This is a genomic window from Metabacillus kandeliae, from assembly GCF_021166585.1.
Taxonomy (GTDB): domain Bacteria; phylum Bacillota; class Bacilli; order Bacillales; family Bacillaceae; genus Metabacillus_B; species Metabacillus_B kandeliae.
The window spans coordinates 114,335-136,282 of the sequence record NZ_JAJOZE010000005.1 but is presented as its reverse complement, the minus strand read 5'-3'; the positions used below and the strand labels follow the sequence as shown (position 1 = coordinate 136,282).

Sequence of the window (21,948 nt, the reverse complement as noted above, 5' to 3'; positions counted from 1 at the left end):
AGTCCTTTTCTTATTTATGCCGTCCCTCTTCCAAATCAACCTCTTGGAGCGGGATCCATTTTGTCTTTTTCACAAGCTTATACCCAAACCATAGGATCAAAAAGGCTGGAATGCTGATGTAGGAAACAATAATGTCCTGCCAATTGATCTGTTCGGCAAAAAAGGCTTTGTAGTTTTGGCCGAAAATAATGAACAGGCATAGCCCTGCTGCGAGCAGCGGTCCTAGCGGAAACAGCTTGGCCCTGTAAACAAGCCCTGCCGGATCGTTCCCCTGTGCCACATACGCCTTTCTAAAGCGATAATGGGCAATGGCGATTCCGAACCAGGCAATAAAGCCTGTCAGCCCCGAAATATTTAAAAGCCACATAAAGACTTTTCCTTCGCCAAACAGCGAGCTGAGAAAAGCGCAAAAACCAATGGCAATGGTAAGAAGCAAAGCAAAGATCGGGACACCGTTTTTGCTGACTTTCGTTAAAAATTTTGGTGCCTTTTTCTCTTTTGCCATGACCCAAAGCATTCTTGTCGCCGCATACAAGCCTGAATTTCCGGCAGACAGCACAGAAGTCAGAATAACCGCATTCATGACAGAGGCTGCAAAGGCAATGCCTGCTCTTTGGAACACAAGCGTAAACGGACTCATCGCAATTTTCCCAACATCTTCATTTAAAAGCCTGTTGTCTGTAAAAGGAATAATCATCCCGATGATAAAGATGGTAAGCAAGTAAAACAGAAGAATTCTCCAAAAAACCTGCCTGATGGCTTTTGGAACATTTTTCTCAGGCTTATCGCTTTCCCCTGCCACAATTCCGACAATCTCTGTTCCCTGAAAAGAGAACCCTGCCACCATAAAAATGCCGATAATCGCAAGCAGTCCGCCATGAAAAGGCGCATCTTTTGTTGTAAACGTGCTGAAGCCGGCAGTATGCCCGCTCATAATACCAAAGATCATTAAAAAGCCGACAATGATAAAGGCAATGATGGCTACAACTTTAATCATCGCAAACCAGTATTCAGCCTCTCCATATTGCTTGACTGACAGCAGATTCAACCCAAGTATAATGGCCAAAAACAAAGCATTCCATATAAAGGAAGGGACATCAGGCAGCCAGTACTTCATAACAATGGCTGCTGCCGAAGTTTCGACCGCAAGTGTCACAGCCCAGCTGAACCAGTAGTTCCAGCCGAGGGCAAACCCAAGTGCGGGATCGGCAAACCGTGAGGCATAGGTGCTGAATGAACCAGTAACAGGCATGTAGGTCGCCATTTCCCCTAGACTTGTCATTAAAAGATAAACCATAAATCCTATAATGGCGTAAGCGAGCAATGCACCGCCTGGACCCGCATTTGCGATAGAGGCACCGCTCGCCACAAACAGGCCGGTTCCGATCGATCCTCCGATTGAGATCATTGAAATCTGCCTTGCGCCAAGCCCTCTTTTCAGCTCGCCTGATTTATTTTGCTGTTTGCTTTTTTTCACTATTGCTCCGTTCTTCGATATCGCAGCATCTTTCATGTGTATTTTCTCCCTTTTCTTTTGAGTTTTTGCTTATTTGGGTAAAAAATACACGATCATCCATCTTTCAGCGGAAACATCTCTCTACCTCCTGTAACGCTTGCGAGGTTAGCTGCCGGATTCGGGCTTAGAGAGAAGCCCTATTCTTCAAAAGAAATTCACCCCTGACAAGATCTCCTGCCTCTGGTTCCCCCACTCAGCAAGCTGATTCAGCGTTTTACTATCTTCGTATAGTAATACTACCCACTTCACTTCCCTGCTGAAACCTTACTGATTTTTCCGTTCAAGCCTGTCAGCTGTAACGAGAACATCCAGATGCCTCGTCTTTCTTAGAAGAGCCGAAACAACAGAGCCTTTTAGCCATTCCGCAAGCTGAGATTTAGAGGACTGCCCGATGATCACTTGTGTGGCTTTTTTTCTATTCAGCACTTCTGCAATCTTTGCTGCCGTTTTCCGTCTTGCCGTCATGTCTTCTTCCATAAAAATCCCGCCAAGCCGCTCCGTCAGCTTCCTCGCTTTCTCGAGGTTCTTTTTCTCTTCTTCCGTCAGCACGTTTTTCCCGTGAACGTAAAGAACATACCATTCCGCCTTAAGCCTGTAGGCAATCCGAAAACCGCGCCGGATGATCCGCTCCCTCTCTTGATTCAAATTGATGCAGACAAAAATAATTTCCTGCTTCCGCCACGGGCCTCTTAGAGCATTTTTGCGTTCCATCGATTCAAGCCGCTCATCCACGTCATCAGCTACTTCCCTAAGAGCCAGCTCCCTTAGTGCAATCAGGTTGCCAGTTTTAAAAAAGTTGTTCAGCGCCTGATTCACCTTTTCAGCAGCATAGACATTCCCTTCCCGCATTCTTTCCCGAAGCGCCTTTGGAGAAATATCAATCAATTCAATTTCATTGGAGAGGCGAAGAACTCTGTCCGGCACCGTTTCTCTGACTCTTACTCCTGAGATCTGCTCCACACTGTCATTCAGGCTCTCCAGATGCTGAATATTCATCGTGCTGATAACAGAAATTCCTGCATTCAGAATTTCCTCCACATCCTGGTAGCGCTTCTGATTTTCGCTTCCGGGCACGTTTGTATGCGCCAGCTCATCTATAAGCACCACTTCGGGATTCCGTTTGATTATGGCCTCTTTATCCATTTCTTCCAGCACAACATTTTTGTAAAAGATTTTCTTTCTCGGAATAATTTCAAGCATGCCCACCTGTTCAAGCGTTTCTGCTCTTCCATGTGTTTCAAGCAGGCCGATAACAAGATCAATGCCCTCTTTTTTAAATTCATTGGCCTCGCGCAGCATCGTGTATGTTTTTCCTACTCCCGGGGCTGCTCCGATATAAACTTTGAGCGTCCCTTTTTTCAGCCGGCTGATTTCTTCTTCCATTTCTTTATCTGTCAGACGGTGATAGGGATTCACCTGCTGCTCCTTCTGCTTTGCCGGAAGCAGCCGCTCGCCTTCAACCTCCGCCGTGTCCGCCACGATAAAGATATCCACATTTTTTGTTTTCTTCAAAATCTGGTGCACAACAGATCCTTGCAGCCATTCCTCTGTGCGGGTTTTCTTCGAATGCCCGATGACGATTCTCGTGACGTTTTTATCCTGCGAATAAGAAACAATTTCTTCAGATGCATTGCCTTTTGTCATCGGCAGCTCTTCAAAATGGGCCGCAAGCTTCTCGCACAGCTTTTTAATGCTGCGCTTAAAAGCCGCTTCCTCCTTTGTCAGGCTTCTTGAATGGGATCTGAAGCAGACAATGAATAAATCCCCTCCAAGCCGCTGGGCAATCTGGTGTCCCCTCCGAATCAGGATCGAGCCGTTCCAGTGATATTGGACCGGAACTAGAATCCGTTCCGATGCCCCCGAAGCCCCGACAAGTCCATGCTTTATCCTGTAATCATCGAGATCCTCATTCACTTCCCCGGCTAAAAAGCGCAGAGACAGCTCACGCAGAACAGACAGATTATCTCTGTTAAAGAGACGGTCTTTGGGCTTATTCTCAAGTACGCTATCAGGAATACAGCCCTCCTGCAGCCTTTTCAGAATAGATTCAGGCGTCACATCCAGGAGCTTCACTTCATCTGCTTTGGCAAGGATGTGTTCAGGCAGGCAATGATCCATTTTCACTTTTACCCCTGTCAGCTTTTCCGCAATCTGCCTGGCTCCCCCAAGCTCGTAAATGTTGACCGTCGTAATTACGCTGATCTTGTGCTCAATCAGCTCGAGCACATCACCGAGCCGGTTTGGATTCTTTGCGCCGGGCCGGTTTCGCTGGGCTAGATTATCCACAAGCACGACCTCAGGATTGCGGGCGAGAATCGCTTCCATGTTCAAATCGATCCTTTTTTCCTCGCCTTTTGTCCAGCGGATCGGCTCAATGATCTCCAGGGTGCCGATCTTCTCCTCTGTTTTCGGGCGGCTCGAGGCACTGATGATGCCTATGACCGTATCAATTCCTTTTTTCTTCAGGCTGTTTCCTTCCAGCAGCATATGATACGTCTTTCCGGATCCGCTGACAGCGCCAAGGATGATTTTCAGCCGCCCCCGCTGCAGCTGATGAATAGAATGCAGCAGCTCTTCAGGGGATTTCCTCCGAAACTGATCGGTCATGAGCAGCCCTCCTTTCTTATAGTAAAAAAGGGGGTTGCTGCCACGCCCCCTATTTTTCATTCTATTTTAGACTGTCTAAATCCATATTCAGCTCCAAAACATTGACCCTTGGATCACCAAATAGTCCAAGCTGCCTGCCTGCTGTATGCTTGTTAATCAGTTTATTCAGCGTGTTTTCATCAAGATGGCGCAGCTTTGCAATTCTTGGGACCTGAATTTCTGCGGCAAGCGGTGAAATATGAGGATCAAGCCCTGAACCGGAATTCGTTAAAAGGTCCGCAGGAATATCCTCTTTTTTCACTTCAGGATTCGCTTTTAAAAAAGCAGCAATATCCTTCTTCGTCCTGTCGATCATTTCCTTGTTGGACGGAGCATAGTTCTTTGAACCGGAAGATGCAGCGTCATTTCCAATAGAAGAAATCCGTCCTGAGAAGTACTCAGGCTTTGTAAAAGTTTGGCCAATCAATCTAGATCCGACTGGCCTTCCATCTTTGCCGTATAGAATGCTTCCATCTGCTTTAGCCGGCATGATCACCTGGGCGAGGCCTGTCATAAGAAGCGGATAGGCCACACCGCATATCAGTAGCAGGACTATAGTAATTCGTAAATTTTTCAGCATGTTCGTCACCTTTTTATTAGACTTTTTATACTAAATTAGCCATTTCCAAAATTAGGTCGATGATTTTAATTCCGGCAAAAGGAGCAAGAATGCCTCCTAATCCATAAATAAACAAGTTTCTGCTTAACAGCTTCGTTGCACTCATCGGCACGTATTTAACGCCTTTCATCGCAAGCGGAATTAAGAGCGGAATGATAACCGCATTAAAAATCAGGGCGGAAAGAATAGCGCTTTGCGGTGTGGCAAGCTGCATTACATTCAAGGCCTTCATACTCGGAATCGCCACCATGAACATGGCCGGAATGATGGCAAAATATTTCGCAATATCATTTGCGATACTGAATGTTGTCAGGGCGCCGCGTGTCATCAAGAGCTGCTTTCCGATGGCCACCACTTCAATAATCTTCGTCGGATCGGAATCGAGATCCACCATGTTGGCCGCTTCCTTTGCAGCGATCGTTCCGCTGTTCATCGCAAGCCCCACATCTGCCTGGGCGAGGGCAGGCGCATCGTTTGTTCCGTCACCGGTCATCGCAACCAGTTTTCCTTCCGCCTGCTCCCTTTTAATCACGGCTATTTTATCCTCAGGTTTTGCTTCGGCAATGAAGTCATCCACTCCTGCTTCTCTGGCAATCGTTGCCGCTGTCAGCGGATTATCACCTGTACACATGACAGTTCGAATCCCCATCCTGCGAAGCTCGTCAAAGCGCTCTTTCATCCCCGTCTTGACGGTATCTTTCAGGTAAATAATGCCGAGAATCCGGTTTTCTGACACGACCGCAAGCGGCGTGCCTCCTTCAGAAGCCACCGCGTTTGACTTTTCTTCTAAGTCAGCCGGAATGTCTCCGCCTTTATCCATTACATAGTTTCTTATTGCATCGACTGCCCCTTTTCGAACAATACGGCCAGTGAAAAAATCCGTTCCGCTCATTCTGGTCTCGGCTTTGAATTCAATGCCTTCAGACCCCTCTGTCAAAAACTCAGAAGTCTTGACTCCTTTTTTCCGGGCAAGCTCGACAACGGATCTGCCTTCAGGTGTTTCATCATGAAGGGAAGTGTGAAGCGCGATGGTATTCAGTTCCTCCTCAGAAACTCCTTTTACGGGCACAAATTCAGCCGCCATCCTGTTTCCGTGTGTAATCGTTCCGGTTTTATCGAGAATAATGGTGTTGATATCTCCTGCAGCTTCAACCGCTTTACCGGACATCGCAATGACGTTGAATTGTGTCACGCGGTCCATTCCAGCAATCCCGATGGCAGATAGCAGGCCTCCGATGGTTGTCGGAATCAGACAAACAAGGAGAGCAATCAAAGTAGCCACGGGAATCGCTGCACCTACATAACCAGATATCGGCACAATAGTCGTACAGACGATCAGAAAAATAAGCGTCAAGCTGACAAGCAGTGTATTCAAGGCAATTTCATTGGGCGTCTTCTGGCGTTTAGCCCCTTCAACTAAGCTGATCATCCGGTCCAAAAAGGACTCGCCGGGATCTGACGTAATTCGGACTTTAATGGTGTCGCTTGTTACCTTCGTGCCGCCTGTAACAGAACAGAAGTCTCCCCCCGCTTCCTTAATGACAGGGGCGGATTCCCCGGTTATGGCCGATTCATCGACAGAAGCGACCCCTTCAATAATTTCACCGTCACTTGGGATCAGTTCGTTCGCATGGACGATGACGATATCATCCTTTCTTAACTCGGTTGAGCTGATCAGCTTTATATTGCCGTCATTTTGCAGCAGCCTGGCCTGTGTATCCTGCTTTGTTTTTTTCAAGCTGTCCGCCTGGGCTTTGCCGCGCCCTTCGGCGAGTGCTTCGGCAAAGTTAGCAAATAAAATTGTAATGAGCAGGATCCCACTCACCGTTCCGTTGTACCCTGCATGATCAGCTGCTCCGAAAAGATTGGGGAACACAGTCAGAATCAAGGTGATGATAAAGCCAACTTCGACCACAAACATAACCGGATTTTTTGCCATTGTGACTGGATTCAGCTTTTTAAACGAGTCAATGGCCGCTTGTTTCACAATATCCTTTGAAAGATTTCCTTTGCGCTTGCTATTCATGGTTCTGCTCCTTCTTCTCCAAATGATTATCGGATGCTCAAATATTCTGCGACCGGCCCTAGAGCAGCAACCGGGAAGAATGTGAGCGCTCCTACTACCAGCACCGCAAAGATCAGAATGACCATAAACGTGCTGTTATCTGTTCTAAACGTTCCGAGCGTTTCAGGCACCGGTTTTTTCGCAAGCAGCGAGCCTGCTGCAGCAAGCATTGCAATCATGGACAAATACCGGCCAAGAAGCATAACGATGCCCGTTGAGATATTCCAGAAAGGCGTATTGTCTCCAAGCCCTTCAAAACCGGAACCGTTATTGGCCGCAGATGACGTAAATTCATACACGATTTGCGAAATGCCATGGAAACCCGGATTGGAAATCGCAGAAGATCCCATATTTGTTGCCAGAGCAATCGCAGAAGGAACAAGGATGATCAGCGGATGAATCAGAATCGTTAACGCAATCAGCTTCATTTCTTTTCCTTCGATTTTTCTGCCTAAAAATTCAGGCGTCCTTCCGACCATTAATCCTGCAAGGAAAACAGCCAGGATCGCATACATTAAAATGTTGATCGTTCCGACACCATCGCCGCCAAAGACGCAGTTCAGCATCATTTCAGCGAGCGGAACGAGACCGCCAAGAGGTGTCAGCGTATCATGCATATTGTTGACTGTTCCGGTTGTTGCTGCTGTTGTCACGGCTGTAAACAAAGCGCTCTGTGCAATGCCGAACCGGACCTCTTTTCCTTCCATGCTGCCGCCGGCCTGTGATAATCCGGCTTTCGCCAGTGCCGGGTTGCCCGCACTTTCTGAAAAATAAGCAGTGGAAAGGAAAATCAGGAACATAATCCCCATTGCACCGAAAAGGATCCAGCCAAGCTTTCTGTTTCTCGCCATGATACCAAAGGCAATTGGGAGAGAAGCAGGGATCAAAAACATCGAGATAATTTCAAGAACGTTCGTAAAAGGCGTTGGGTTTTCAAACGGATGGGCTGAGTTTGCTCCGAAGTGCCCGCCCCCGTTTGTTCCTATATGCTTGATTGATTCAAGTGCTGCAACCGGGCCGCGCGCAATATGCTGGGCAGCTCCTTCAATTGTCTTAGCGCTGACCGTGCCGCTCATCGTCTGCGGAACGCCCTGTCCGACCATAATCAATCCGACCAGGATGGACAGCGGAATCAAGATTCTGGTGTGAGCTCTCACCAGGTCCACATAAAAGTTTCCAAGGCTCTTCTGCCCTGTCACCCCTCTGAAAAACGCCATACAAATCGCAAGCCCTGTAGCCGGTGTTGTAAACATGAGAAAAATAATGACAGTCATTTGCGAAAAATAGGATAATCCTGTTTCCCCGCTGTAATGCTGCAGGTTCGTATTCGTTAAAAAGCTTGCAGCTGTATTAAACGCAAGCAGCGGATCCATACCGGCAATGCCGCTTGGATTGCCCGGCAGCACTCCTTGAAACCGTAAAATTAAATACGCAATCACAAACATCACGATGTTGCTAAGCAACAGGGCTTTCAAATACGTTTTCCACGTCATGGCCTCTGCCGTTATACCGGAAATCTTGTAAATGCCTTTTTCAAATCCCCCAAAAACCCGGTCAAGCTTCGTTTTCTCCAGCGAGAAAACACTCGCAATATATTTTCCCATCGGAATGGCCAAGAGAAGGACAATGAGCAGCACCAGGCCTATTTGTATAAAATCCATTTGACTTTCCTCCATACGTTCATTTAAAGCACTTTAATATTTTTCAGGGTGGATCAAAGCGTCCACAAGGTAGATGGCAAGACCAAGCACAATAATGGCTAAAAAGACCATCCTCATCACTCCTACTCTTCGATAACTTTTTCACAAAACTTGATAAATCCGTAAAATGCCGCAAAGCAAACTGCTGCAATGCCTATGGCTGCCAGATCCATGCTCACTCCTCCTTCTCCTCATGCCGGCGGCATTTCTGCCTCCAAACAGCCCGGGCACCCGAACCATTTGGCTTCCGAAATAAAAAATAGACCAATGCTTGCCTGATCCCCAAACATCCTCAAGCACGGAAACTGGATTAATAGCAAATCCAAATAACCCATGCAAGAAAATGTGATTCATGGAGAAAAAGCACTCATTGGTCTACGTAACGTCCAGCAAGCCGAAATCCGGCTCCCTCTACGTTCTGTCTCCCGCTGTCATTCTTTTTCAAAATGTTTTAAGAAAATAAAAGACCACTCTTTAAAATGCCTTTTTTCTGCAAAACTGCATAAAAAAAACACCTTTCAGGCGGTCTTTGACCTCCTTCGCTTTAGCCGACGAAGTTAGCTGACGGGTAGGATGGCGAAAGAGCTCCTCATCCCTTCTGCTGTAAAAAAGCAGAATTAACCCCAAAAAATTGGTTCCTCCGTTCCCTTGTTCACCAAGGGATTAAGCCGGTATGCAATTGTTTACGAGACTTATTCTACTTCGCAGCATGGCTTCTGTAAATAGACTCTTTTCTCTAAATACGGAGGATTTTAAGCCATATCAGGTGGAAAATGGGCGTTTCAGCAGTCTAGTATAAGATTTTCTTGCTTTTTCTTTAAATTTCTATGAATATCTTCCAGTGTGTTTAACTTACCAATAAAATATTTATCTATATTTTTTGCCTCTTGACAAGAAAAAATTACCGAATTAAGATAGGTTGGAATTTACCGAATACAGCCGTATCAGACGGAACGGCGAAAAATAGACACTAAAAAAGACTATGAAGCTGGGGGAAACTGCCGTGCCTGCAACACCTAAAAAGAAGCTGGAAGCTGAAATAAGCGAAGCACTCATCAAATTTCAAAGAGAACTCATCGGGCGGGGCCCGCAGGAAGCCAGAACCTATATCGTCGGCGACATGGTTATCACCCGCTTTAAAGGCGTCCTTACCGTTGAAGAAAAACACCTTGTGGGCAATGACAACGGCCGCAAGCTCGTCAAACGGATGCGGCAGCTCCTGCGGGAAATGTACAGCAAGCAATTCGAAGAAATCGTCGAAGGCCTAACTAGCTGCCGTGTCTTGTCCAGTCACAGTGACATCAGCACGAAAACCGGCGAGCGGATTGAAGTGTTTATTATGGATGGGGATCTGGAGAAAGGGCTGTGCGTGAAGCAAGGGTAGTGGCTGGAGGGAGTAGAATTATCTCAAATAGGGTCAGGTCCCAATAGCAAAACCCTCAAAAACCCATATAAACACCAAAAAAAGCTGACCCAAAATAGGTCAGCTTTCTTCAAATTATTTCGCAGCCTTTTGAATAATATCCTCAACAAGCCCCATGACACCTTCTGAAAGGTGCTTCAAGCGAAGCTCGCTGTCTTCAAGGGATGTTCCTTTAACAGCAAAGTAGAATTTGACTTTTGGTTCAGTGCCGGATGGACGGAGGCAGAACCAGGAGCCATCTTCCAAATAGTATTTCAGAACGTTGGATTTTGGCAGCTCAATGGTTTCGTTATTGCCAAGAGCAATCAAATGGCGTTCAGATGATTTGTAGTCTTCAGCAATGGTTACCTGCTTGCCTGCCACTTCTTTCGGCGGGTTGGCGCGGAAGGCTGACAGGATTTCCTGGATCTGCTCTGCTCCTTCTTTGCCTTTCAGCGTCAAGGATTTCAGTCCTTCACGGAAAAAGCCGTAATCAGCAAAAATGTTGAGCAGGCCTTCGTAAAGGGTCATGCCTTTTTTCTTGTAGTAAGAGCATACTTCAACAGCAAGCAATGCTGCCTGAACAGCATCCTTGTCACGGGCAAAGTCGCCGATCAGGTAGCCGTAGCTTTCCTCATACCCAAATTGGAACGTGTACTCGCCTGTTTGCTCGTATTCTTTAATTTTTTCACCGATAAACTTGAAGCCTGTTAAGGTGTCAAGTGCTGCCACATCAAATGATTCAGCGATTTCACGGCCGAGTTCGGACGTTACAATCGTTTTCATAATGATGCTGTTTTCCGGCAGAATGCCTTTTTCTTTTTTCACAGAAAGAAGATAGTGCATCAGCAGGGCACCTGTCTGATTTCCTGTTAATACTGTATATTCACCGGCATCGTTTTTCACCGCAACACCAAGTCTGTCAGCATCAGGATCTGTTGCAATCAGAATGTCGGCATCGATTTTTTCTCCTTCTTTGATCGCAAGCTCAAATGCAGCGTGCTCTTCAGGGTTAGGAGATTTAACGGTTGAAAAGTTCGGATCAGGAAGCTCCTGTTCTTTGACAACTGTTACATTTTCGTAACCAAAAGCACTTAATCCGCGGCGTACCGGCTTGTTTGCTGTACCATGAAGCGGTGTAAAAACAATTTTCACATCACTGTTCGGGATCACTTCTTCATTCATGGAGATGGTAAGAAGCTTTTCTGTGTAAGCATCGTCAATTTCTTCTCCGATGATTTTGATGAGGCCTGCTTCTTTCAAGCTCGCTTCATCCTTTACTTCGATGGAGAGCTCGTCTTCAATTTCGTTCACTTTGGCAATGACTTCATCTGCCTGGGCAGGAGGAAGCTGGCCGCCGTCGTCACCGTACACTTTGTAACCGTTATACTCCGGCGGATTGTGGCTTGCTGTAACAACGATTCCGGAGAATGCGTTCAAATGGCGTACCGCAAAGGACAACACTGGTGTCGGGCGCAATTCGTCAAATACGTATGTTTGAATGCCGTGCGATGCAAGGGTTTTAGCTGATTCCATTGCAAATTCAGGAGATTTATGGCGGGAATCATAAGCGATCGCTACACCGCGTTTTTTTGCTTCTTCTCCGAAGGATTCTATGTATCTTGCAAGGCCTTCTGATGCCTTCCGCACGGTGTAAATGTTCATCCGGTTTGTGCCGGGGCCGATTTCCCCGCGCATGCCGCCTGTACCAAATTCGAGGTTCTTGTAGAAAGAGTCCTCCAGGAATTTCTCATCATGCATATGTTCAGTAAGCAGGCCAAGCAATTCGGAATCAATGTCTTTTTTATTTGTCCAGCGTTCGTAGCTCTCTTTCCAGCTCATCCTTTACCTCCCGATTATATAAAAATGTAAATGTTGCACCATTCTTTCTTCTTCTTCATATATACCCAATTTTCCTGCAAAATGAATGGGAACGTGTATTATTTTAGCATAAAAAACCCTGAGCATTATCCAGGAAAATTCTGAATGGGTCTGCAGTCGTGAGTTTTCACTCAAAACAGGACGTATTTCCTTTGAAAATTGGTCATGCACTGCTCTTTCAAAGCCGGCTTTGCTGTAAAATTTGTTTTTGCTTTTTGAAAACAGCGTTTTGCACCGGGATGAATGTGATCAAATTTCGTTACTGTCCGTTTTTCCAAGTTTACTGGCGGAGTACAGCACTTTACTGTCGGAAATGGCACTCTTACTGGCGAAAACAAGGTGTTTACTGTCCAAACGAGGCACTTTACTGTCCAAAGTATTTTTGCCGATTAAAAACTCACTTTCCCGCTCTCAAAATTCATTTTTCCCGCATCATTTAAAAAGCTGCTCCCTTCCAGGAAGCAGCCCTCTCTCATCAATGATGCTCTTCTTCTTTTTTCTCAATCGGCACTTGCGCGTCGTGGATCAAGGTGTTTAACTCATTCGTATAGCTTTCTTTCTGCTCAGCTGTCCAGCCAAGTCTGTCTGCCATGAAGTTGATTACAGGTTCTTTATATTTAATCGCCCAATTGATATCAAAGTAGACTGAGCCTGTTCTTCTGACGAAAAAGTCGGCAGGGGTTGCGGTCATTTCTGCAGTAATCGCGTATTCGGCTTCTGCTGCGACATAGTCCGGCATGCCGTACTGGTCAGCGTATTTTCTTGCTTCCGGCAGGATTTCATATACTTTATCGATGTTGGAGCCGTACCTTCTGGACATGATGGATGCCTGGTTCTCCGTCAGGCCAAGGTTGATGCCTTCTCTTGTTTTTGTTTCGTGAAAGGCTTTGAAACCAAGGGATCCGCCGACATGTCCGCCGGAGACAGGCATGTGCTTTGTTTTGCAGACGCCGAAGGTTTTGCCTGTTTCTTCCTTCAGTCTTCTGGCTACAAGGTTTACGATTTGCTCGCCCATCTTGCGGTAGCCTGTAAGCTTCCCTCCTGCAATGGTGATGAGTCCAGACTGGCTTGTCCAGATTTCATCTTTACGCGAAATTTCTGAAGGATCTTTGCCTTCTTCATAAATCAGCGGTCTGACGCCTGCCCAGCTGGATTCTACTTGATCCTTCGTAATATTCAGTTCAGGGAACATAAAGTTAATGGATTTGATTACATAATCTCTGTCATCCACCGTCATTCTTGGATGTTTTGGATCTTCCTTGTAGACCGTGTCTGTTGTGCCGACATATGTTTTGCCTTCACGCGGAATCGCAAAGACCATCCGTTTGTCAGGTGTGTCAAAATAGACAGCCTGCTTCAGCGGGAAGTCAGCCTGGTCGAAAACAAGGTGAATGCCCTTCGTCATTTGCAGGTGCTTGCCAGTTTTGCTGTGGTCTTTTTCCCGCAGGGTATCAACCCATGGACCTGCTGCGTTGACAATTTTATCGGCAAAAATTTCATACGTTTTATCTGTCAGCATGTCCCTCAGTGTGACCCCGATTACTTTGCCTTTTTCATAAAGGAAGCCTTCAACTTTAGCATAGTTTGCCGGAAGAGCGCCAAATCGGACGGCTTCCTTCATGACTTCGATTGTCAGGCGGGCATCATCTGTACGGTATTCGACGTAATATCCGCCGCCTTTTAAGCCTTTATGCTTGATAAGAGGTTCTTTGTTCAGCGTTTCTTTTACGTTCAGCATTTTCCTGCGCTCTCCGCGTTTAACGGCAGCCAGCGTATCATAAACTCTCAGTCCGATGCTTGTTGAAAATTTCCCGAAGGTGCCGCCTTTATGCATAGGCAGAAGCATCCATTCAGGAGTAGTGACATGCGGTCCGTTTTCATACACGATCGCACGCTCTTTGCCGACTTCAGCCACCATTTTTACTTCAAATTGTTTTAAATAGCGGAGCCCGCCATGAACAAGCTTTGTTGAACGGCTTGATGTGCCTGCCGCGAAGTCCTGCATTTCCGCTAATGCCACTCTCATCCCGCGGGATGCGGCATCGAGCGCGATGCCGGCACCTGTTATGCCGCCGCCGATAACAAACAAATCATATTTCTCTTTTGTCATTTCTTTGAAAAATTCATCTCGCTGCAAACTGGAAAAATGTTGGACCATTCGTCTTCCGCCTCCTATAAATGACCGGATGAAAAAACAAAAAGAGACCGCAACAACCTAAAGCAAAATATTCACTTTGCTCTAGTGCTGCGGTCTCTCCTACTCTCCAACCGTCCTATTATTAACTTGACCTTAGTATAGCATATCTATGCATTATTTAAAAGCTTGAGCTGCTTTGACTGCTTTCTTCCAGCCGCCATACAGTTCTTCCCGGTTCTTTTCTTCCATAACCGGCTCAAACTTCTTATCTGAGTTCCACAGTTCTGCAATTTCTTCTTTGTCCTTCCAATAACCGACCGCAAGTCCTGCCAGGTAGGCCGCACCAAGAGCTGTTGTTTCATTGACAGCTGCCCGTTCTACGGGAACGTCGAGAAGGTCGCTTTGGAACTGCATCAGGAAGTCATTCTTTACAGCACCGCCGTCAACGCGGAGCAGTTTAACAGGAATGCCGGAATCAGCTTCCATCGCATCCAGCACATCCTTTGTCTGGTAGGCAAGAGATTCTAATGTGGCTCTGATGAAATGCTCTTTCTCTGTTCCTCTTGTCAGTCCGAAGACAGCTCCTCTGACTTTGCTGTCCCAATAAGGAGTGCCTAGACCTACAAAGGCAGGTACGACATATACGCCATCTGTAGACTCTACTCTTTTCGCATAATCCTCGCTGTCTTTGGAGTTTTTCAGCATTCGCATGCCGTCTCGGAGCCACTGAATGGCAGAGCCTGCAACGAAAATACTGCCTTCAAGCGCATATTCGACCTTGCCGTCTGCACCCCAGGCGATGGTCGTCAAAAGACCGTGCTCTGATTTCATCGCTTTTTCGCCTGTATTCATCAGCATGAAACAGCCTGTCCCATACGTATTTTTCGCCATGCCTTCCTTATAGCATGCCTGTCCGAAAAGGGCGGCCTGCTGATCTCCTGCCGCGCCTGCGATCGGAACTTCCAAATTAAAGAAATGATAGCCGGCTGTAGTGGCATAAATTTCAGAGCTCTGCTTTACTTCCGGAAGCATGGATTTCGGCACATTCAGGATTTCAAGAAGCTCTTCATCCCATTTCAGTTCATGGATGTTGTACATCAGCGTTCTGGATGCATTCGTATAATCTGTCACATGGGCCTTGCCTCCTGAAAGCTTCCAAATAAGCCAGGAATCAATTGTTCCAAACAAAAGATCTCCCGCTTCTGCTTTCTCCCGCGCACCTTCTACATTGTCAAGGATCCATTTTACTTTCGTTCCTGAAAAATAAGCGTCAATCAAAAGCCCTGTTTTTTCTCTGATTGTATCGCCGTATCCTTTTTCCTGAAGCTCATCACAGATGCCGTCAGTCTGTCTGGATTGCCATACAATCGCATTGTAGATCGGCCTTGAAGTATTTTTATCCCACACTACTGTTGTTTCCCTTTGGTTCGTAATTCCAATCCCGGCAATTTGCTCCGGCGCAATGCCTGACTCTGAAAGACAGCCTGCAATAACAGCCAGAATGCTGCCCCAGATTTCGTTTGCATTATGCTCTACCCAGCCTGGCTTTGGAAAATACTGCTTAAATTCTTTTTGTGATGAATGAACAATTTCACCTTTTTTATTGAAAAGAATGGCTCTGCTGCTAGTTGTACCTTGATCAAGTGATAGAATGTACTTTTCCATAAATCATACCTCCAGCAAATTTTTTAGCATTACGCATTTTTTTTATAAACGGGTGATTTCATTCTGGATGCAGCATTTTTCCTGTCTGCAGCAAAGACTGCCACAAGAATTACTATGAGCAAAACGCTTACAATCCAGAAAGAAGGCCCGATTGTTCCTTTAAATGCCGCCTGGTAGAAGACAGCTGCAAAAGCGCCTCCCGCAAGCGGTCCAGCTACAGGAATCCAGGCATAGCTCCAGTTGGATGTTCCCTTTCCGGCAATGGGCAAAACAAAGTGTGCAATCCTTGGACCAAGGTCACGAGCAGGATTGATCGCATAGCCAGTTGTACCGCCGAGAGAAAGTCCGATTGCGACAACTAGGAAGCCGACAATCAAGGGATTTAACCCGTCTGTAAACTTATTCCCTCCAAAAGAGAGAATTCCTGTTATTAAAATAAACGTTCCGATTACTTCACTGAGGAAGTTGGCAAAAACATTCGGAATCGCAGGTCCTGTGGAGAAAACGCCAAGCTTTACAGCCGGATCTTCTGTAGCTCTCCAGTGAGGCAGGTAGTGCAGATACACAATAACGGCTCCGAGAAAGGCACCGATCATTTGCGCAATCAGATAAAGCGGCACATCAGCCCACGGGAAATCGCCTGTAAGCGCAAGCGCCAATGTCACAGCAGGGTTGAAATGCCCGCCGCTGATCTGGCCTGTTGCATAGACAGCCATTGCTACACCAAGGCCCCATCCAAATGTAATGACAATCCATCCAGAGCCTTCCGCAAAAGATTTTTTCAAATTTACCCCGGCGCAAACACCGCCGCCAAGGACGATCAGCACCATTGTTCCAATAACCTCTGCCCAAAATGCAGACATACAGCATCCCTCCATGCTCTTTAATTTGTTTGCGGGGAGAACATTTTCCATTGATTTAAAGAAAAAAATCCACAATAAGCCTTATAAAATAAACTTTTAAGGCATTACTGTGGATCTCCAATTCTCCGTCACAAATATTAACTTACTTGTATGGTAACGCTATCTGAAAACGTTGTCAAACAATTTATCTAATTATTTGGAATATTTTTCCTCGTAAAAGGACCAAAGTTTCGTGCACGATGAGGTGACTGCCACAGCACCGGCAGAAAGAGCTTTTTCTGCATGCTCCTGTGTTTTGACAAACCCTCCTGCCAAAAGAGGGATCCTCGTATGGCTGCTGACCTCTTCTATTAATTCCGGAACAAGGCCCGGCAGCACTTCAATATAATCGGGCTCTGTTCTGATAATCAAATCAAGGCTTTTTTTCATCGCGTTTGTATCAAGCAGAAATAAACGCTGTACAGCCGTAATTCCCCGCTGCTTCGCTTTATTGACTACAGCGGATCTCGTTGAAATAATTCCTGCCGGCTTTATTTCCTGGCAAATAAATTCAGCTGCATAGTCATCATTTTTCAGCCCGTGAATCAAATCAATATGAATCAGCATCTTCTTTTTCGCCGCATCAGCTGCTTTCATAATGCCTTTCAGCTGTCCTAAATGAGTGTCCAGCAAAACTCCATAAACAAAAGGGCTTTCCAGGAACCGCTCAAACTGCTTCATGTTCCGGACAGCAGGCAGCACTTTCTGATCGTTAAACATGGCCGGCACTCTCCTTATCACTATAGAAAACCCGGCGGGAAGCCGGGCTGGTTTTACTTTCTGGTTTCATGATACTGGATGGAATACAAATCCTTCCTTCTGTCGCGAAGCTGCCGGACTGTACCGGACTGACGCTGGCGTCGCAGGATCTCAAGATCTACGTCACCGATCACTACCATCTCAATGTTCGGGTTGCACTCCCCGACAATGCCGTCTCTCGCATATTCAAAATCTGACGGCGCAAAAATGGCTGACTGCGCATATTGAATATCCATGTTTTCCGTTTGCGGCAGGTTGCCGACTGTTCCGGAAATGACGGTATACACCTGATTCTCAACAGCCCTTGCCTGCGCGCAATAGCGGACGCGCAAGTAGCCCTGCCTGTCCTCTGTGCAGAAAGGCGTGAAAATGATTTTTGCTCCTTTATCCGTCGCAATCCGGGCAAGCTCAGGAAACTCAATATCGTAGCAGATCTGGATCGCAATTTTGCCGCAGTCTGTATCAAATACTTCTACATCATCACCAGGGCTGATGCCCCACCATTTCCGCTCATTCGGCGTAATATGGATCTTATACTGCTTCTCGATCGTTCCGTCTCTTCTGAAGAGATAAGCGATATTGTAAATATTCCCGTCTTCCTCTTCCACAACATGAGAGCCGCCAATAATGTTGATGTTGTATTTCACAGCAAGATCTGTGAACAGATTGATGTACTCCTCCGTAAATTCCGTCAGCCTTCTGATGGAAAGACTTGGCGTTTTTTCGTTGGCAAAAGACATCAGCTGTGTTGTAAACAATTCCGGGTACACAGCGAAATCTGCGCCGGCATCTGCTGCCACATCTGTGTAATACTCCACTTGTGTCGCAAACTCCTCAAACGAACTGATCAGCTTCATCTGATACTGCACAACGCAAATCCGGACTGGGAAGGACGTCTTAAAGTAGCGCTTTGAGCTTGGGTGATAATCCACATTGTTCCACTCAAGCAGTGTCGCATACTTATTGGAAGCAAGATCATCTTCAAGGTAATTCGGATTGATCCGCATCAGAGTGAATTCATTCATCAGTTGAAAAGACAGCACAGGATCATAAATTTTATGGTGAATAACCTCTTCCACATACTCCCGCGGTGAAAATTCACCCGCATACTTGTGGTAATTCGGGATTCGCCCTCCGATGATAATGCTCTTCAAATTCAGCATCCTGGCAAGCTCTTTCCGCGCCTCATACAAGCGGTATCCGATCTTCATTCTTCTGTAATCAGGATCAACCATCACTTCAATTCCGTACATATTATAGCCGTCCGGATTGTGGTTGGTTATATAGCCATTGTCCGTAATATCATCCCAGGAATGCCTGTCATCATATTCATCAAAATTCACAAGCAGGCTGGAACACGTGCCAATGATTTTCCCCTCGTACTCCGCGCAAAACTGCCCTTCCGGGAAATGCTCCAGATGGCTCTCCAAATGCTCCGGCTTCCAGGGCTCCATCCCAGGAAAACAGCGCTCCTGCAGCGAAATAATATCTTTAATATCCTTATATTGTATCGTGCGGATAATCATTTTTTTCTCAAACTTCTTTAAGTCTAATTCCTCAGACATGAGTGCCACTCCTTTAAGATGATTCAATGGATGACTTTACCCGAAACAGCCGAAAAATTAACCCTTCTGCTGACTCACTGCCTCAAGCAGCGCTTCCAGCTCCATTTCTGCCATCGATTCAAGGCGATGATCGAAATCCTTAAACTCCAGCTCCTTCGTCACACTGTTCGGCACAATAACGCACTTCATTCCGGCTGCCTTTGCTGCCATCGAACCATTTACAGAATCCTCAAATGCCAGGCATTCCTCCGGTTTAACGCCAAGACAAGCCGCTGCCTCAAGATAAAGCGCCGGATCCGGCTTCACCTTTTCCACATCATCAGCTGTTTTGATGCACTCGAAATGTTCAAAGAGGCCAATATGCTTCAAATGGCGCGATACCCAGTCATACCGGCTGCTTGAAGCAAGCCCGATTTTCAGTCCAAGTTCCTTTGCCGCTGCAAGATACCCCTCTACACCAGGCAGCGCTTTTTCCTTGGCAATGCTCTCCTCGAATCGGCTCATCCAATTTTTCCGCAGCTCATCCCTGTCAAGCTTCTGCTCTATCTGCTCCTCCAAATATGTAAACGGATCAAATCCTGAATGGGTTCCAATTCCCTTTCCCCAAACCGAAAGCGGCAGATCTGACTCATGCTCCTTGAAAATTTCCTGGAGCGCCTCGTACTCCCTGCTTTCTGTATCCATAATCAATCCGTCAAAATCAAACACAACCGCTTTAATCAACCTCATCATCTCCTTCTTTCCTTACATTACACCTTCTATTATGAAGCAAAATTTATCGAAAAGAAAAGCACTTGCCTAAAAAAGAGCAAGTGCTTTTCAGCCGTTAAGAAGTGTGGTTTTGCTCTGAAATGTTTGAAAGGGCATGTCCTGCCGACTCATCGGACGCCTTGCTTGTAGAAAGGTCCCCAAGAGCCACCATGCCGACAAGGTTGTTGTTATCCACTACAGGAAGACGGCGAATCTGCTTATCGCTCATCAGCTGGGCTGCTTCCTCCATACTCATGGAAGAATTTCCGGAAACAATATCACGTGACATAACCTGTGAAACAGGTGTCTGGTCCCCTTTGCCCTTTGCCGTAGAACGAAGCGTAATATCGCGGTCTGTAATGATTCCCTGAAGCGCACCATTGTCCACAACCGGAATGGCACCGATATTGTGCTGGCTCATCAAAGAAGCTGCTTCCTCAATCGATTGGTTAGAAGAAACAGAAATGACGTTTTTTGACATCACATTTTGTAATGTATTCAATCTCAACATCCCCTTTCAGCCATTAGTATGAACCAACCCCGGCAGAATAACAGAGGAAAAAATACGCAGTTAGTTATGAAATGATGAACTCCATTCGTTGAATTCTTTCATTACTTTCTATACTATAAAAAAAGAGGTGAACTCATGAACGGATTCGAACGAAGACGCCAAACCAAAATGGAACAAATCCGCAAAACCGCCCAAATGCTTTTTGCCAAATATGGCGTCCAAAAAGTCAACATCCAGGAAATTGCTAAACAGGCAAAAGTCTCCCAAGTCACCATTTACAACTACTTTGGCAGCAAAGAAGCCCTGCTTTTGGATGTGCTGAAGCATTTATTCGAAGAACAGATGACGCTTTACAATGACCTGCTTGAAAAGGACATTCCTTTTCACGAAAAAATTGAATGGCTCATTCAGCATAAAATGGAATTGTCTGAAGCCTTTAATGATGACTTCTACACCTACCTTATCAGCGACCAAGGAGACATTAAACAGCTGATCATCGATTTTGAAGCTAACCATACCGGACCTTTTTTCAGCAAGTTTATAGAACAGGGAAAGAAAGCCGGCATGATCCAAGAGGAGCTTTCTTTTGAAACCGTCATGTTCTATTTAAATATGTACACGAATGAAGTTCATAAGCACCCAGAGTTTTTTATTCAGCCGGGAAAACGAAATCAGATAACAAGGGAGTTATTGAAGCTGTTTTTTTATGGGGTTGCAGGACGGAAGCGGTAAAAATCAAACCTACCTCTGGACCTGACCCTCACTCCTTTAAAGTAAAAAAGGCCAGGTACACTGCTCTCCAAGCCCTTTAATTGCACAGCATTTGGCAAGCAGGGACACAGCTTTTATCCTGTAGCAGAGTGAGGGACAGGTACCTATATAGGCGCACCTGTCCTCTTGTACGCTAAAGGACAGGAGGACACAAGGTGCACCAAATTAAAGGCTATAGATCAACAGCTAATACAATAGGGGACATATCTTTAATACAGTAAATTACTGAGGGACAGGTTACCGATTATTGAAGCACCTGGCCCCCAGTAGTTTAAAGCAAAAAAGACAGCGATGCCGCTGTCTTTTTGAATTATTTGATATTTGCCTTTTTATTAGCATTTAACCAGGCGATCTTTTCAACATACCTTTGGTAGCTGATTTCCTTCGGATGAGGAAAATGAGACAACAGCTGCTCCTTAAAAATATGAGGATTCTTTTGTTTGAAGATCAGGGAGCGGTAGCTGCTCCATTTGTAATCTTGTGCATAATGAACAATTTTAGCCTCTACCGGATTTAAATGAATATACGCACTCACATCTAGATATTGTCGATTGTCTTTGATCGGCAGCGATTTAAACCTGCCTTCAAACAAATGACCTGTGTATTGATATTTGTGGTTAAAATAAATAGCATATTTTGAGTGAAGCATTTGAAAAATATCACCGAGAGGAGATTCGTTAGTTTCCAGCAGCAGATGAATGTGGTTGCTCATAAGGCAATAAGCGTGGAGATTGAAGGGGAATCTTTCGCGTGTCATTTCAAGGAGATCTAAATATTTTTGCCAATCTGCAGGGTGCAGAAAAAGCGGTGCTTTCCTATTTCCTCTTGCTATAATGTGATAAATTAAGCCAGGCTCTGAAGATCTTGGTTTCCGAGACATTCAATGGCCCCTTTCCTTATTATTTTTACATGAGTTATTTCTCCATAGAGCGACCGATTTCCTCCTTTACCTCCAAATTCTCCCGAAAAAAACCTTTAGTAAATTGATTAGTTAATACGTTAATTCATCACTTCATTGAGGGACAGGCACTAAAAAAATAGGGGCCCTGTCCTTCTTCT

At 45.8% G+C, this 21,948-nt stretch carries 17 protein-coding genes and 2 riboswitches; of the genes, 2 read left to right on the top strand and 15 right to left on the bottom strand.

Annotation, left to right across the window (positions count from 1 at the left end; all coding sequences use genetic code 11):
* Positions 1-10: 10 nt before the first annotated feature.
* The 6 genes from LRR81_RS13270 to kdpF form a co-directional block, all read right to left on the bottom strand.
* Positions 11-1,513: an amino acid permease gene (locus LRR81_RS13270; RefSeq protein ID WP_269448650.1), complete on the bottom strand. Its 1,503-nt coding sequence runs from the start codon at positions 1,511-1,513 to the stop codon at positions 11-13.
* 82 nt (positions 1,514-1,595) lie between these two features.
* Positions 1,596-1,738: riboswitch (cyclic di-AMP (ydaO/yuaA leader) on the bottom strand.
* A 42-nt stretch (positions 1,739-1,780) separates the two neighbouring features.
* Positions 1,781-4,123, bottom strand: coding sequence for a universal stress protein (locus LRR81_RS21265; RefSeq protein ID WP_269448648.1), 2,343 nt, complete (start codon positions 4,121-4,123; stop codon positions 1,781-1,783).
* Positions 4,124-4,184: 61 nt separating this feature from the next.
* Positions 4,185-4,742 carry a potassium-transporting ATPase subunit KdpC gene (gene kdpC / locus LRR81_RS13255; RefSeq protein ID WP_231789851.1) on the bottom strand — a complete coding sequence of 186 codons (558 nt, stop codon included), beginning with the start codon at positions 4,740-4,742 and terminating at the stop codon, positions 4,185-4,187.
* A 25-nt stretch (positions 4,743-4,767) separates the two neighbouring features.
* Positions 4,768-6,807 (bottom strand): potassium-transporting ATPase subunit KdpB, encoded by a 2,040-nt coding sequence (gene kdpB, locus LRR81_RS13250; RefSeq protein WP_231789850.1) that lies wholly within the window; start codon positions 6,805-6,807, stop codon positions 4,768-4,770.
* 26 nt (positions 6,808-6,833) lie between these two features.
* On the bottom strand, positions 6,834-8,507 hold the full coding sequence (kdpA, locus tag LRR81_RS13245; RefSeq protein ID WP_231789849.1) for a potassium-transporting ATPase subunit KdpA: 1,674 nt from the start codon (positions 8,505-8,507) through the stop codon (positions 6,834-6,836).
* Positions 8,508-8,540: 33 nt separating this feature from the next.
* Positions 8,541-8,618, bottom strand: coding sequence for a K(+)-transporting ATPase subunit F (gene kdpF / locus LRR81_RS21430; protein ID WP_408631608.1), 78 nt, complete (start codon positions 8,616-8,618; stop codon positions 8,541-8,543).
* 459 nt (positions 8,619-9,077) lie between these two features.
* Positions 9,078-9,226: riboswitch (cyclic di-AMP (ydaO/yuaA leader) on the bottom strand.
* A 323-nt stretch (positions 9,227-9,549) separates the two neighbouring features.
* Between kdpF and LRR81_RS13240 the strand changes: the two genes are divergently transcribed.
* A complete protein-coding gene (locus tag LRR81_RS13240) occupies positions 9,550-9,930 on the top strand; it encodes a DUF2294 domain-containing protein (protein ID WP_231789848.1) in 381 nt (126 codons plus the stop codon).
* Positions 9,931-10,044: 114 nt separating this feature from the next.
* Here LRR81_RS13240 and LRR81_RS13235 read toward each other — a convergent pair whose 3' ends face one another.
* The 8 genes from LRR81_RS13235 to LRR81_RS13200 all read right to left on the bottom strand — a co-directional run bounded on the left by LRR81_RS13235 (position 10,045) and on the right by LRR81_RS13200 (position 20,118).
* Positions 10,045-11,790, bottom strand: a complete 1,746-nt coding sequence (locus LRR81_RS13235; protein WP_231789847.1) for a phospho-sugar mutase — start codon at positions 11,788-11,790, stop codon at positions 10,045-10,047.
* Between the two features lie 514 nt (positions 11,791-12,304).
* Positions 12,305-13,987, bottom strand: a complete 1,683-nt coding sequence (locus LRR81_RS13230; RefSeq protein WP_231789846.1) for a glycerol-3-phosphate dehydrogenase/oxidase — start codon at positions 13,985-13,987, stop codon at positions 12,305-12,307.
* Positions 13,988-14,140: 153 nt separating this feature from the next.
* Entirely contained in the window at positions 14,141-15,631 is a 1,491-nt protein-coding gene (glpK, locus tag LRR81_RS13225; RefSeq protein WP_231789845.1) for a glycerol kinase GlpK, read from the bottom strand.
* A gap of 29 nt (positions 15,632-15,660) precedes the next feature.
* Entirely contained in the window at positions 15,661-16,494 is an 834-nt protein-coding gene (locus LRR81_RS13220) for an MIP/aquaporin family protein (RefSeq protein WP_231789844.1), read from the bottom strand.
* 192 nt (positions 16,495-16,686) lie between these two features.
* Positions 16,687-17,253 (bottom strand): glycerol-3-phosphate responsive antiterminator, encoded by a 567-nt coding sequence (locus LRR81_RS13215; RefSeq protein ID WP_231789843.1) that lies wholly within the window; start codon positions 17,251-17,253, stop codon positions 16,687-16,689.
* A gap of 53 nt (positions 17,254-17,306) precedes the next feature.
* On the bottom strand, positions 17,307-18,857 hold the full coding sequence (locus LRR81_RS13210) for a carbon-nitrogen hydrolase family protein (protein ID WP_231789842.1): 1,551 nt from the start codon (positions 18,855-18,857) through the stop codon (positions 17,307-17,309).
* Between the two features lie 57 nt (positions 18,858-18,914).
* A complete protein-coding gene (locus tag LRR81_RS13205; protein ID WP_231789920.1) occupies positions 18,915-19,580 on the bottom strand; it encodes an HAD family hydrolase in 666 nt (221 codons plus the stop codon).
* A 103-nt stretch (positions 19,581-19,683) separates the two neighbouring features.
* The gene (locus LRR81_RS13200; protein WP_408631606.1) at positions 19,684-20,118 is read right to left on the bottom strand and encodes a CBS domain-containing protein; all 435 of its coding nucleotides are present in this window, start codon (positions 20,116-20,118) and stop codon (positions 19,684-19,686) included.
* Positions 20,119-20,253: 135 nt separating this feature from the next.
* Here LRR81_RS13200 and LRR81_RS13195 point away from each other — a divergent pair, with 135 nt between their 5' ends.
* Positions 20,254-20,850, top strand: coding sequence for a TetR/AcrR family transcriptional regulator (locus LRR81_RS13195; RefSeq protein ID WP_231789840.1), 597 nt, complete (start codon positions 20,254-20,256; stop codon positions 20,848-20,850).
* A gap of 349 nt (positions 20,851-21,199) precedes the next feature.
* On the opposite strand, the gene LRR81_RS13190 is transcribed toward LRR81_RS13195, so the two are convergent.
* Positions 21,200-21,769, bottom strand: coding sequence for a transposase (locus LRR81_RS13190; protein ID WP_231789839.1), 570 nt, complete (start codon positions 21,767-21,769; stop codon positions 21,200-21,202).
* Positions 21,770-21,948: the final 179 nt, after the last annotated feature.